Raw genomic sequence first — 15,444 nt, forward strand, 5'->3', positions numbered from 1 at the left:
CAGTTCACTTCTCAGCGCCGTTTTTATTTCCGAAGACAAACCTAAAGATAAAAATAAAGCGACTTATAGCCGCTTTATACATCAACTTTAAACTTCGCTAGACACGTTCTAATACGGTACGCTCTTTAACCACCGCAAAATGCCCAACATCCAAGTCGTGAGACGAAACACTTTGGCTATTCAACCATTCGTACCACCATGCTTTATGCGCTTGCTCTCGACCTTTCATCCAAAACAGTTCGGCCTTACCGGTGTAAACAGGCAGCGTCTCAATATTGACAGCAGCCAAGAATAACGGCTGGAAGGCCAGATATAAATGGTATAAGTCTTGAGCCGTTAACTGTCCGTAACCCGTCATAAACTCCGTCCTTGGGTGCTCAAACACTTGTTTCATCAACCTTTGAATGTCATCACTTGATATCTGCTGTTGAGCAGAGCATTCAGCCAGCGTACTTTGTATTTCAACGTCTTGCATCAAGGCAAACCCACTTTCTTCGCTCAGTAATAAGCTAAAGAAGGTTTGTAGCTGCATCATTGGGCCTATTTGCTCTGCCAGTGTTGAGCGCTGTGCACTTGCATGAGGTGGCGAGTAAGGGTCAAGTAAAAGCAGCTGCTCTACTTGCTCACCTTGTTGTTCTAATTCAGCGGCAATAGCGTGCGCCAATACGCCACCTAAAGACCAACCACATAAACGGTAAGGTCCATGAGCTTGCACTTTGCGAATTTCGCTCAGATGCGATGCCACCAGCGCAGATAAATCAGCAGCTTGCCCAGTTAAGGGATCAGGCTGATAGGTCAGCCCGTACACTGTGCGCTTGCCATCGAGATGCCTTGCCAAAGTGGTGTAGTCCAACACTTTACCAAAACCATCATGTAAGCAAAATAGCGCACTTGCAGCGGCTGATTTTTGATTCAGTGCGATAATAGGCTCGCTACAAAGTGTATTTCCGGAGCCTGTAGTGCCTTGCAACTCAGTTAACTGCAAGGCTAACTGGCTCAGATCCGCAGTTTCAAACATGTGTTTTACCGCCATTTCAAAACCACGTTGGCGCATCAATGACACCACTTTTAGACACGCGATAGAATCGCCGCCAAGCGTAAAGAAATTAGCAAAACGACTGATATTATTGATACCTAAAACCTCAGACCAGACTTGCGCCACACTTTGCTCCATATCGTTTATTGGCGCAACAAACTCTCCGCTATCTTGCCAAACCGGTTCCGGTAAAGCGTCGCGGTCAATTTTACCATTCGGGCTAAGTGGTAAGCGTTCAAGACTCATAATGCTGTTTGGCACCATATAGTCGGGTAAGACTTTGGCTAAGATGCTTTTTAGCTCATCACTTGACTGTACTTGTTGAGACTGCACATAGCCAACTAAACGGTCGCCTGACGGCGAAGGCTTTGCCAATACAACAGCTTTTTGAATACCGCTAATACTTGCAAGCTGAGCTTCAATTTCTTCAAGCTCAATACGCAGGCCTCGGATCTTAACTTGGTGGTCGAGTCGACCCATGTATTCAATCAGCCCTTCTTTATTCCAACGCACCAAATCACCGGTACGGTAAAGGCGACCACCTGATGCAGATATCGGATCGGCAATAAATCGCTCTGCGGTTAAGTCAGGACGGTTAAGATAACCTCGGCTCAACCCTACTCCGCCTAAATAGAGCTCACCTACTGCCCCTTGAGGAACTGGCGTCAAGTATTCATCGAGTACATAACAGCTGGTGTTTGAGATAGCACGACCGATTGGAATTGTGGTTCGTGGCGCTTGCGTAAACTCCCAGTTGGTCACATGAATTGTGGTTTCTGTTGGTCCATATAAATTATGTACCTTGGCATCTGGCAACGCGGCGAACATGCGTTGACGAAGTTCCGGTGGCGCAGCCTCTCCTCCTACCATAATGTTACGTAAATAGTTCTCTTCACTGGGGTTTGTTTGCTCAATAAAGGCTTGTAGCATCGTAGGTACAAAGCTTGCGGTTGTAACTTGTTGCGCCTTGATAAGTGCAATTAGCTTGTCTGGATCTTTATGATCTCCGGGTTCAGATACCACAATGCGGCCGCCTTGACTCAGTGGGAAAAATAGCTCCCAACAAGAGACATCAAAGCCAAACGGCGCCTTATGTAACACCGCATCTTCCCGTGTAAGTTGATACTCGCGCTGCATCCACTGCATACAGCTAACCAGTGAGCGGTGACTAATAGCCACGCCTTTCGGTCGTCCCGTCGAGCCAGAGGTATAAATCACATAAGCTAGCTGCTCAGGGTGAGCATCGACAATGAGATTATCTTGGCTGTATGGCGCTAAGTCTATCTGTTGCCATACACACGGCATGATCTGCTCAGGGAATGGCGGCAGTGCATCTACCCCTTCAGCATGAGTCAATAACAGCTGTACGCCACTTGACGCCACAATATATTGCAAACGCTCCGCTGGATAATCTAAATCTAGTGGTACGTACGAGGCACCCACTTTCATGATTGCCAACAGACTTATCACGGTTTCAACACTACGCCACATGCCCACAGCGACTCGGCTCTCTATACCCACGCCTTGTGATTGTAGATAATGCGCCAGCTGGTTTGCTTGTTGGTTAAGCTCAGCGTAACTCACATGATTGTTTTTAAATGTCACGGCGATAGCGTCAGGCTGTTTTTTCACCTGTGCTTCAAATAAGCGGTAGACCGCTTGCTGGGTGTTCTCTTTGATGGGGTTTTCACTCCACAAGCGCTGAGTTTGCCACGCATTGTCAGTCAACGCTTGCCAATCACCTAGCGGCTTTAGTTCCGGCTCTGCGACAAGCTGAGTCAAAGCATTCAGTAAATAGCCACACAACTGCGCAGGTTCAACACTCGGTAGTGTTTGCGCTACGATGTTAAAGCCATCTCCAGCATCGTCAATAGAAACTCCAATAGGGTAATTGGTGCGTTCCTCACCGCCAAACACTTGCCAGCCATCATCGGTAACATAGAGCTTTTTCGAATCACCATGTTTGTGCGCATTTGGGCTATAACGATAATTCAACAGCGTCGAAAACAACGGCGTTCCTTTCGCTACGCTGCTGCAAGATTGTGCTTTGGATAAGCTCGCACTTTCATGGCTAATAAGCGCAGTTAACAGTTGCTGCGCTTGTTGCAATCCTGATTTAAGATCTGCTTGGCGCAATCGAAAACGGATCGGCAATGTATTGATAAACATGCCAACAGCCCTATCGGCGCCTTCTCCACCTTGTGAGCGGCCAAACATCACCGTGCCAAATACCGGATCATTTAGTCCGGTCAGCTTTTGTAGCACCATCGCCCAAGCTAGGTGGAATACCGCAGCAGCACTGGTGTTTTGCTTTATGGCAAGGTGGCGCACTTGGGCGGCCAGTGTCTCAGGTACGGCAGTTTCGTGGGTTAGAATGTCCTCACCTGTCCCCTTAATATCTAACAATCCAAATGGCGCAGTTGGCGTTTCTATGTCCCCTAATAATTCACTAAAGAAGGTATTTTGCTCCGCTTCGGCCTCTGGATTTTGCTGCGCTAGCGCCACAAAACGTCTAAATGGTACAGGCTCTGGCAGTAGCGCTGCATTACCCGCTAAAATCATCTGCACTTCTTCAACGAGTACTTCTAAGCTAGTGTGATCCATCACTAAATGATGACTCGGCAATTGCAACCAGCAGGTCTCGTCTTGCACTTCGGCAATAGCAATGGCGGCAATTAAAGGCGCACACTGTGTGTTTAGCCTAAAGTGAGTTGGATCTACGGCCTCATTTAAGCGTCTTGCTGCTGCCGTTAAGCCTGCTTCATCAACAGCTAGTGGCGCGTCACAGGCACAATCTAACCACTTGATTTCTACTTTGGCCTGACGCTGCACGACTTGCACAGGCTCTGGCAAACCCTGCCAAAAAATGGCTGTACGCAGAATATCATGGCGGGCAATAACAAGGTTAAGCGCATCAACAAATGCACTTAGCTGCGCGCGGCTTTCAAAACGTAATAGGTTAGGCGTAATGTAAGCGTCGCCTTTTTCTTGCAAAGTATGGTGGAATAAAATTCCCGACTGCAGCGGCGCCAGCGGATAAATATCTTGGACATTTTGTACGCCCCCATCTACTTGCTCGACGACTTTAGCTATCTGATCATTATCCAGCCTGACCAATGGCAGCATTTCACTGGTGATAACAGCGGTATCCGTCGCAATCCCTGACCATGCGGTTTCTGGTGCTGCATCTTGGCGGTATGGCGTAAGGGCAGCCGCGAAGTGTTTGAGCACTGGCTGACTAAATAAGGTTTTCACTTGTGCTTGCCAACCAGCTTGGCGTGCACGCTCCACCAGCTTAATCGCCAACAGTGAGTGGCCACCTAACGAAAAGAAGTTGTCATCCCTGCCCACTCGCTCAAGGCCGAGTAAATCTGCCCATAGGTGTGCAGTCATGGTTTCAGCCTCACCTATCGGTGCGCTGTATTCCTGCGCTTTGGCCCATTGTGGCTCAGGCAAAGCTTTGCTATCAACTTTACCATTGGCTGTCAGTGGCATTTTATCTAACACCACAAACGCATTGGGCACCATATAATCCGGTACATTTTCACCAAGTGCTTGAGCTAATTGCTGCTCATCTTGAATATTACCGGTAACATAAGCGACCAATTTATCGCCGGTCGCCAAGTGTTTCACTAATACTTTGGCTTCGCGCACTTGAGGTAAGCGTCTTAACTGCTCAGCAATTTCACCCAGCTCTATTCTAAACCCTCTGATCTGTACTTGATCATCGCTACGACCTAGGTATTCAATCTCACCGTTTTGATTCCAGCGCGCCAAATCACCAGTGCGGTACATCCTTTGGCCATTACCTAACACGCTGTCTGCAACAAAACGTTCGGCAGTTAAATCTGGTCGGGCAAAATACCCTCTGGCCAGCTGGATGCCTCCTATGTATAACTCACCAGTAACGCCCTCAGGCACTGGGTTTAAACTGGCATCTAAAATATAGGTATGGGTTTGTGAAATACCTTGGCCAATAGGCGCTAAGCTTCTATTGTCGTTAATAAAAGGCCAGTGGGTTACATGAATTGTGGTTTCTGTTGGCCCATACAAGTTGTTCATCACAACATCAGGCAGTGCCTTGTATGTGTCACGGAATAACTCAGCAGGTACGGCTTCACCACCACACATGATATGCCGCAGCGAGGTGCATTCGGCCACATCAGGTAGCTCGATAAAGGCCTGTAATAAAGCAGGAGGAAACGAGGTTATTGCAACGCTTTGTTGTTGGATAAGTCGCTTCAGTTCGAGCGGATCGCGTTGGTCACCAGGTTTTGCAACCACCACCGACATCCCTTCACTCAGAGGGAAGAAAATCTCCCAGCAAGACACGTCAAACCCAAAAGCGGCTTTGTGCAATACCGCTTCCTCAGGTTGTGGAGAATATTGTCTTGCCATCCATGCCATGCAGTTACTCAGTGCACGATGGCTGATCGCAGCCCCTTTCGGGCGACCCGTTGAGCCCGAAGTATAAATCATATAAGCCAATTGCTCGGGATGAATAGCCACGTCAAGCGGCTGGGCTGACAACGTTTGCCAAGGCAATTGTGCTAAGTTGACGACAGGCAAAGAAGCCAAATGGTGTGTGATCTGCGTATCTTTCAGCACCTCGGTTAATTTCGACTGTGCGTCAGGGTGAGTGATAATGGCTGTGAGTTGACTATTTTCTGCGATGTAAGCCAGTCGCTCTGGCGGATAATCTTGGTCCATAGGCACAAAGGCTGCGCCAGTTTTTAACACGCCTAATAACGTCACTACCGTATCCATACTGCGCTGTAGCGCCACACCGACTCTATCTTCGCGACCAATATTTAGGCTTTGAAGGTGCTGCGCAAGCTGATTTGAACGTTCATCCAGTTGTTTATAGCTCAAGGTTAAATCTGCAAATACCGCTGCCACTGCATCTGGCTGGGTGTGAGCCAAACGGCTAAACTTTTGTTGCACTGGGGTGGTGTCTTCTAGTTGTGGATTTAACCCCCAACGCTGCCATTGCTGCGTTTCACTATCGTCTAGCAAGTTAATGTCACCAAGGGCCATAGTCGGCTCAGTGAGCAAGGCAGCAAGCACCCGCTCAAAGTGCTGACTCATGCGAACAATGCGTTGCGTGGAGATGGCCTTTTGATCGTAAGTAAAAGTTAAAAAGCAAGCGCCCGCTCGGTTTTCATGAGCATCTAATACCAACTCAAACTGCACTTCTCCTATGGTTGCAGGCAATTCACCCACTTTGAGCCCTGGCAACTGTTGTAACTGGCTTAAATCACCAAACTGATAGTTAAACAATATCTGAAATAACGGATGCACTTCGCTACTTCGCTCAGGTTGCAAAGCTTCAACCAATTGCTCAAAAGGTAAATCTTGATATTCTTGTGCTCCAAGTGTGGAAGCCTTTACCTGTGCTAAAACCTGTTGCAATGAAGTGCGGCTGTCAAAGCGGTTATCCTGCACTTGGGTGTTGACGAATAAGCCGACCAAATTGGCGACTTCAGCCCGTTGTCGATTCGCGATTGGCGTACCGACACGGATCTGCTCCATCCCGGTATAGCGCTGTAGCAATACCTGAAATGCCGTCAGCAATACCATGTAATGAGAAACCTGATGGCTGGTGGCAAAAGTACCTAGCTGCTGCGTTAAGCTCTGTGGTAATTGCCAAGCGTGTGAGGCACCGCGAGCATTGCCGTGCTCTGAGTGTTGAGCTAAACCATTATCCACCTTAAGTTGTAACACCGGTTGTTCGTCACCGAGCTTTTGCTGCCAATACGCTAACTGACGCTCAAGCTCACCGGCCGTCATCCAGTCTTTTTGCCATTTAGCATAATCACCATAGGCAATATTCAGTGCCGGTAGTGCTGATTGAGCCAGCTGACTCGATAAATCTCCCGGTGCAATTTCAGCGCTAAGCAATTGGCTATACAGCGCGGCAAATTCTCCCACTAAAATCTGTAATGAACCACCATCAGCAATAATATGATGTAGTACCACCACCAGTTGATATTGATTTGGCGCAAGCGTGAGTAGTCCCACGCGAATTAAGTTGCCTTGGGTGAGGTTAAACGGTGTGTTTAACCATTGCTGACGCACCGCATCAATGTTATCACCCGCTCCTACCTCTACCTGAAAATCATTGGCAATCTCGATTGGTAGCACCTGCTGCTTTACCTCAGCTTCAACTTGTACAAATTGCGTGCGAAGCGAACTGTGACGAGCAATTAATAGCTGAAAAGCACGTGTCAACGCACTCAGGTTTACCTCACCTTCAAGCTGTAACCCCCCAGTGATGTGATACGCTGCACTGTCTGGGTCTAAATGCCATAAAAACCATTGACGTTGCTGTGCATAAGACAGCTCAGCAGCCTCAGCTGAGTGATGAAAAGGTAAAACGGGAAACTGACGCATGTTCAGCCCATCGGCTTGCACCTTTTGATAGACCAGCTGACGTTTTTCTTGAGGTAACTGATGAAAGCGCTCAGCAATGCGTTGGATGACCTCACTGCTCATTATAGGTTCTCCATAAATGCTTCTAAGTCGAGCAAGGCATCTTCTTGCTCTGGATTTGTTTGTGCTGAAATAATTGCAGCTAAGTCTTTTAGTATTGGATTAGCAAAAGCATCGCGCACCGCAATGTCTACACCAAATTGTGCTTGGATTTGGCTCAGGGTTTCCACCGCAAGTAAAGAATGTCCGCCAAGTGCAAAAAAGTTGTCGTCACGTCCGACTTTTTCAAGTTGCAGCACCTGCTGCCATATCTTGGCCAGTCCACTTTCGATTTCACCTTGTGGTGCCGCAAACGTTGAAAATTGCTGTAACGATGGCTCAGGTAAAGCTTTACGATCTAGCTTGCCATTCACAGTGAGCGGCAATTTTTCAAGCTGCACAAACACACTAGGGATCATATATTGCGGCAACTGAGTAGTAAGTTGCGAGTTAAGCGTATCAGGCCCAAGCTCAGCGCCATTTGCTAGCACCAGGTATGCCACTAATTGCTCGCCACCAACGCTATTTTTCACTAACACCGCAGCATCAACTACATTGGCTAATTGCCTTAGTTGGCTCTCTATTTCGCCCAATTCAATCCGCAAACCACGGATCTTCACTTGCTGATCTAAGCGGCCTAAAAACTCAAGTTGACCTTCATCATTCCAAACTACCTTGTCGCCAGTGCGATACATTCTAGCGCCTTGGCTGTTACTATCGGCAAATGGATTCGCGACAAAACGATCAGCACTGAGATCCGGTCTAGATAAGTAACCGCGCGCCAAGCACTCACCGGCGAGATATAACTCTCCTGCCACCCCTATCGGCACTTGATTGAGCGCACCATCCAATACATAAGCTTGTACGCCAGAGATAGGTTTACCAATTGGAATAACGTCATCTTGCTGGTGACACTGCCAGCTTGTCACCTCTATCGCCGTTTCTGTCGGTCCATAAAGATTGTGCAGTGCCGTTTGTTCAAAGTAGCTAAAAAATTGCTGTTGGGTTTGCAAGGTAAGCATTTCACCGCTCGTAAATACTTGGCGTAAACTTGGACATAAGGTTTTTCCGCCCAGCGCTTCGCGTGAGCTGCTTATCCCCGTCATAAATGCTTGCAACATGGAGGGAACAAAGTGACAAACCGTCACCGCTTCTGTTTCAATAAGTTGCCGAATTTGTGTCGGTTCTTTGTGTTGTTCTGGCGCTGCTAATACTAGGCTTGCACCTTGCGTTAATGGCCAGAAAAACTCCCAAATAGAAACATCAAAACCAAATGGCGTTTTTTGCAACACCCTATCACTGCCTTGAAGCTGATAGCGAGCTTGCCCCCAAGCCAAACGATTTGCGACGCCGCGATGTACACATGCAACCCCTTTGGGCTTGCCCGTCGAGCCTGAGGTATAAATCACATAGGCTAAGTTATCTAAATGGATTGTCACATTGGGTGCTGTGGTTGGATAAGCGCTTAACTCTAAGTGCTCAAGCCATGTTACTTGAGCGCAGATATTCTCTGCCAGCTGCGCTTTTACTGGAGCATGACTCAAGATACATGCACAGGCGCTTTGCTCAATAATATAGTGTAAGCGAGCCTCGGGCAGTTGAGGCTCGATTGGTACGTAAGCCGCGCCAGCTTGAAGCGTAGCTAGCATCGCCACCACCATCTCAATGCTGCGCTCAAATAGCAATGCCACTTTCGACTCATGGCTGATATTTTGCGCCACCAAATACTGTGCTAATTGATTTACCCGTTGCTGTAATTCAGCATAGGTGACTGACTCGCCCGCAAACCTTAACGCAATCGCGTCTGGGGTTTTCTGTGCCTGAAGCGTAAATGCTTGAGGTACGCTAAGCAAGCTTGCTGAAGTTTTACCACCGGATTCAAGCGCCGCTAAAGCCGCTTTCCGTTCGGCACTGTTCAGTGAAAGATCGCGAATTTGAGTCTCTGGAGCTTGGCAAAAGGTGCGCAGGAGCGACTGATATTGCTCATCAAATGTGGAGATCCAAGCCGCTGAAAGTTTACTACTATCAACACGCCATTGTAATTGCACGCCACCATCACTTAGCTCGGTTGTATCTAACGCAAGGTCGCACATTACGCCCTGAGTCAAGCTAAAGTAATTGGTCAACGAGACACCGTGCAATTGTGCTAAACCACTGCTGCTATCTTTGAGATGATTGAACATCACTTGATAAGGCGTTGCGCCCTGCAAGTTAGGTTGAAAACGCTTCATCAGTGAGTCTATGGGGATGTCTTGTTGCGCTTGGATTGCTAATGCCTGTTTGGCACAGTTGCGCAATAGCTGCTGCAGCGTTAATTCACCAGCAACAGGCAAGCGCATCAGCTGTATATTAACAAAAAAGCCAACCACACTATGGGTAGCAAACTGGTTCCGATTTGCCACCGGAACCGCCGTCAGCAGCTCATCTTCGTTTGTGTATCTATGCAGCAAAGCTTGATACGCAGTCAATAACACGACGAATAGCGAGACCCCTTGTTCACGCGCAAATTGTGTGACTTGTGCTGCCAATTGCGCGGGTAACTGAGTAACGAGTTGCTCTGCCTTAGGTACGTTATTCGCTGAGTTTGTCACACCGAGTTCAACCACAGGCAAGTGACCTGTGAGTTGTTGCTGCCAAAATTGCCACTGCTGCTGCACTTGCTCAGCATCACTGTTAAGCCAATCATTTTGCCACTGAGCAAAGTCAGTATAATCTAACCGGTTCGCGTCATGGGTGATGGGTTGAGCGAGACTCGCTTTTTGATAAATTTCAACGAAGTCTTTAATAATCAAACTCTTCGACCACGCATCACTAATTATGTGGTGCATCACGACTAAGAGTACATGCTGCTCTGGAGCAAACTGCAACCACTGCATTCGCATCAAAGGACCTGTCCGTAAATCAAAAGGCGTTGCAGCGAAGCGCGCTAACCTTGCTTTATAAACCTGTTCCTGCGCTTGTTCGCGACTCAGCTCTGTATCATGTGCTTGCAGTGCTGCGACTTCAGCGACTAATTCATGTTGCTCTACCGATTCCAGCGGTAAGCTCAGTGTCGGCAAAACCACTTGCGCAGGTTTGGCGCCTTCCCCTTCAACAAACTGAGTACGCAACCCAGCATGGCGCTCGGCTAAGTGATCTAAGCTTGCACGCAGCGCGTCTTTGTCTAGATGGCCACTTAAACACATCCCCCCACCAAGGTGGTATGCGGTATTTTCAGGGTTGATCAACCACTCAAACCACAGCCTTTGCTGTGCCGCCGATAACGGCGCTTGAAGTTTGCCAAGTTTTTTAATTACTGGCGCACTCGACTGAACTAGCTGTTTATCCTCGAGCTGTTTAAGCATGGCTTTTTTCTGCGCCAGTGTCATATTGCCTTTGCGCGCTGCCAATAGTGCATTGATCGACATGCTTATTTCGCTCCCTCAGCCAGCTCTTGCTGTAGCTCTTGTATTAGAATGGCTTCTATTACTCGAGCAAGCCCCAAAATGGTTGGATCTTTAAAAAAGGAAGCTGGTGACAAGGTCACTTCAAATTTATTGCTTAGTTGCGACATGATTTGTACCCCCATTAAGGAGTCACCGCCCAGCTCAAACAAATTATCGTGAATGCCTATTTGCTCTATCCCCAACATGGCGCTCCAGACTTGCGCAATACCAACTTGTAAATCATCTTCTGGTGCAACATATGGCGTTGATAACTCAGGACGTTCATAGCCACCACTGCGAGGTGTCGCATCTGCCATAGTCAATTCTGCATCTAACAGGTTACCTTTGGTGGCTTCTAATCGTGCAGGAAGGTCGAGCGTTGAAACCGCAACTTGCGGCAATATTGGTGCGCTGAGTATGCGCGCCATAACTTCAATCCCTTGCTGAGGCGCGATGCCGACTCCGTCAGGCATATCCATATCACCAGCCATGCCGACCTCTCGCCAACTGTCCCAGTTAACAGCCAGTATTGGATAACCGCCCGTTTGCACCAATCGCTGTGCGTATTGTTGTGCGATGCCATCTAGATAGGCATTGGCTGAAGCGTAGGCGGCCTTAGATAAACCACCTGCAATGCTAGCAAGCGATGAGCACAACACCATAAAGTCCAGTGGCTGCTCGTTAAATAAAGCCAACAAATGTTGCGTACCCACAACTTTGGCAGCAAACATCTGCTCGATAAACGCTGCATCCGTCGAACTAATTAAGGACGTTGCACCACTCCCAGCGGCATGGATCACCCCATTGATCTGCCCAAACTGCTGATGTGCTTGTGCGACAACCTCTGCCATTTGTTCAAAGTCCGCCACATTCGCTTGTTTAACCAGTACCTGCGCACCAAAAGATTGCAATTGTGCTAACTTTTGCTGTTGTGCCTCTGAAGGCGTGCTGCGACCAAGTAACACTAATTTAGCCTGGTAGTGCTCCGCCAAATGCTCAGCCATTACCAAACCAACGCCACCTAAACCGCCGGTAATTAAGTACACCCCACCGTGGCGATAAATCGCTTCATTTTGCTTAGGTTTGGCCGTCGCTTCAAAGCCCATTAGCCAGCGATGATAAGACCGATAAGCGACCACCTCGCCCGCTTCGCCATGCTGCTCTGACAACAACCAATCTACCCAGTCACCGTGAAGTTGTGCACCAAAATCAACCAATTGACATTGAATGTGTGGGAACTCCTGCGGGATGACTTTACATGGGCCAAGTAACATCGACTGAGCGGGTGAAATCTCATCATTACCCGACACATCGGCCAACCCTTGGCTCACTACGCTCAAATTAACCGGCTGACCTAACTGTTGCGATTCAAGTGCTTGAGCAAGTGCGATTAGGCTCATCATGCCCTGTTGTTGAGTTTGGTTTAAATCAGCAGGCTCGCTGGTCGGCAAGCTCCACAAATGGAATATATGCGATACAGGACCATGAATTTGATTCACGCTTGCAATAAGTTGCTGATAGTCGCTCAACTGAGCCGCGCGGATCACAAACTCATTATCCGATTCTTGCTGAAATGCTTGCCCTAATTTGACCCGAATTAGCTTATCGCTCTGCGTGTGCAGCTTATCAAGGAGCAGATCGCAGGCCTTATGCTGTGTTTCAAATAGCAAAGTACAACCCAGTTCAACGGGCTGAGTTAAATCAGGAACCGAGCGCTTATACGAAGGGATGTAACACCACTGTTCAATCGGCTTTGGTGCTAAGGCGTTATGGTTGTTTTGCGCCACAATATTTGCATCGGCTTCAATCCAAAAACGTTTTCGCTCAAACGGGTAAACAGGTAAGGCGACGCGATGAGGCGTCTGCTCATACAAGGCATCCCAATCAATCTCTACGCCTTCAATCCATAAACGCCCCAAGGCTAAGGCAAAGTGCTGCTCTGTCTCTTGCGCTTTTCTTGGGTGTGGTAGCGAAGTGACAATGCTCGTTTGCGCTTTTACTTCTGCATCCCGTCCGGCAAGTTGACTTAGCGTATTACTTGGCCCCACTTCGAGTAGCACAGTTTGCTCTAAGCCATTTTCTGACGCTGGATTGTCAAGATTGACGATAGTGCGCAGACCTTGGTTAAAGCGAACCGCTTGTGCTAAATGCTGCGCCCAATATTGAGGGTCGGTCGCTTGTTGGTCGGTTATCCAAGTACCTGTTACATTCGATACAAATGGAATGCTTGGGGCATTGCGCTGAACCTGAGCAATCAACTTAGCCAGTTGCTCACCTGCATCACTCACCAAGGACGAATGGAACGCATGGGAAACATGTAAAGGCTGTACTACGACCCCTTGCTCTGTGAGCCTATTTGATAGTGCCGCTATCGCTTGCTCTGAGCCCGATACAACACAGTTTTCAGGGCTATTCACCGCTGCTAGCTCAACTTTATGCTCAAGATTGTCGGTATCAAGATAAGGAGCTAAAGCGGCTTCTGAGAGCGCCACCGATAACATACAGCCCGGTGCTTGCGCCTGAATAAATTCGCCCCGCTTAGCGACCAGATATAATGCATCCTCTAAACTAAACACCCCCGCAATACACGCGGCGACGTATTCGCCGATACTGTGGCCAATCATAGCGCTGGGCTTCACTCCCCACGCCAACCACTGCTGCGCCAATGCATATTCCATAGCAAATAATACCGGCTGAGTGACTGAGGTTTGTTTTAGTTGCGCCGCACCGTGCTCAACGTCCGCTTCATCAACAAAAATAAGATCTTTAATATCTTGCCCAACGTGCGCTATCAGACCCTCTCGGCAGCGGTCAAATGCATCTCTAAACACACTTTCTGACTCATACAGTGCGCGGGCCATATTGATATGCTGCGAACCTTGCCCTGGGAACATAAAGGTAACGGGTCTGTCACCCGAAACTGTTAACTGCCCTTGCGCTCTTAATGTGCTGGTGTCGTCAGCCAGTGCTGCAATCGCTTGCTCATTATTTTGCGCCACCACGACGGCACGATGGGTTAGGCCTTTCCTACCGACTTGCAAAGTGTAAGCACTGTCTTGCCACAAAGGCTGAGTGCTTGCTTGCTTAAACCAAGTTGCTAACTGCTCGCGGCGACTGGCCAGTGCAGTTTTGGTATGGCCTGACAGCGGTAAGATTTGCCAGTTGCGCTGCGACTGCGTCGCACGTTGAACAGGTGGCTCCTCAAGGACCACATGCACATTGGTGCCACCAATACCGAATGAACTCACCCCAGCACGGCGTGGGCCTGTTTCATTTGACCAAGGCGTCAGCTTATCCGCGACATAAAACGGGCTATTGGCAAAGTCAATTTCTGGGTTAGCTTGCTTGTAGTGCAAACTCGGCGGGATTTGTCCGTGCTTCACTGTCAGCGCGGCCTTAATTAGCCCGGTAACCCCTGCGGCTGCATCTAGGTGACCAACATTCGATTTTACCGAGCCTACAGCACAATATTGCGTTTGCTCAGTATCCATTCGGTAGGCGCGGGTGAGCGCAGCAATTTCAATGGGGTCCCCAATCACCGTGCCGGTACCATGCGCTTCAACGTAACCAATGCTCTCTGCTGGGGTGTCAGCCATTTCCAGTGCCGCGGCGATAACTTCAGCCTGCCCATCCACACTAGGTGCGGTGTAACCAGCTTTAGTATTACCGTCATTATTCATTGCAGAGCCCTTGATCACGGCATAAATGGTATCGCCATCAGCCATCGCATCTTCAAGGCGTTTGAGCACCACGACACCAGAGCCAGAACCAATTACCGTCCCTTGAGAATCTGCGTCAAACGGACGACAGTGACCATCTGGAGACAAAATTGCGCCAGGTTGATATACATAACCGCCCTGATGCAAAAAGTTCAACCACGAGCCGCCAGCCAAGGTCATATCTGACTCATAATTCAATAATGAACGTGTCGCCATGTGGACTGCAGCCAAAGAGGTTGAGCACGCTGTTTGTACCGTTACCGCCGGACCCTTTAGGTTTAGTTTGTAGGCCAATGTCATGGTCATGGCATCTTTGTTATTACCGTTCATCAGCGCTTGTAGCTGTGAGATATTACCGAGATCGCTAAAACGGCCACTTTGCATCAAATTAGAGATTAGATAAGTGTTTACGCCACAGCCGCCATAGACACCTATTGGAAAGTCACACTTGTCACCATCGTAGCCAGCATTTTCCAGCGCCTGCCAAGCAGTTTCTAAAAAGAGACGTTGCTGTGGGTCAAGCTCTTCGGCTTCACGCGGTGAATAGCCAAAAAATGACGCGTCAAACTTGTCTTGATCAGGCAACAATGCACACCGAGGGACAAAGTTGGGGTCAGCAATAGTCGCTTCCGGCACCCCAAGTTCACGTAATTCTGCCTCTGTGAAGGTTTTGATTGATTCCACCCCGTTTTTTAGGTTTTCCCACAGGGCATCTACGTTCTCAGCTCCTGGGAAACGACCTGCTAGGCCGACAATGGCAATATCTGTGCTTGAATAAGTTTCTGTAGTCATG

Annotated in this window: 3 protein-coding genes; all 3 read right to left on the reverse strand. The window is 48.5% G+C overall.

What is annotated here, in order from left to right:
- Positions 1-97 precede the first annotated feature (97 nt).
- The 3 genes from L1D50_RS05610 to L1D50_RS05620 are packed head-to-tail and all read right to left on the reverse strand — an operon-like array spanning position 98 to position 15,443.
- Positions 98-7,531: a non-ribosomal peptide synthetase gene (locus L1D50_RS05610; protein WP_239965665.1), complete on the reverse strand. Its 7,434-nt coding sequence runs from the start codon at positions 7,529-7,531 to the stop codon at positions 98-100.
- Positions 7,531-10,914, reverse strand: coding sequence for an amino acid adenylation domain-containing protein (locus tag L1D50_RS05615; protein WP_239965666.1), 3,384 nt, complete (start codon positions 10,912-10,914; stop codon positions 7,531-7,533). The genes L1D50_RS05610 and L1D50_RS05615 overlap by 1 nt, the downstream gene beginning before the upstream one ends.
- A gap of 2 nt (positions 10,915-10,916) precedes the next feature.
- Positions 10,917-15,443 carry a type I polyketide synthase gene (locus L1D50_RS05620; protein ID WP_239965667.1) on the reverse strand — a complete coding sequence of 1,509 codons (4,527 nt, stop codon included), beginning with the start codon at positions 15,441-15,443 and terminating at the stop codon, positions 10,917-10,919.
- Position 15,444: the final 1 nt, after the last annotated feature.

It is taken from the genome of Pseudoalteromonas sp. Isolate6, from assembly GCF_022398435.1.
Lineage (GTDB): Bacteria > Pseudomonadota > Gammaproteobacteria > Enterobacterales > Alteromonadaceae > Pseudoalteromonas > Pseudoalteromonas galatheae.

Coding starts and splice junctions, on each gene's coding strand:
- L1D50_RS05610 (WP_239965665.1), bottom strand. CDS start 7,531: ATGAGCAGTGAGGTCATCCAACGCATTGCTGAGCGCTTTCATCAGTTA.
- L1D50_RS05615 (WP_239965666.1), bottom strand. CDS start 10,914: ATGTCGATCAATGCACTATTGGCAGCGCGCAAAGGCAATATGACACTG.
- L1D50_RS05620 (WP_239965667.1), bottom strand. CDS start 15,443: ATGACTACAGAAACTTATTCAAGCACAGATATTGCCATTGTCGGCCTA.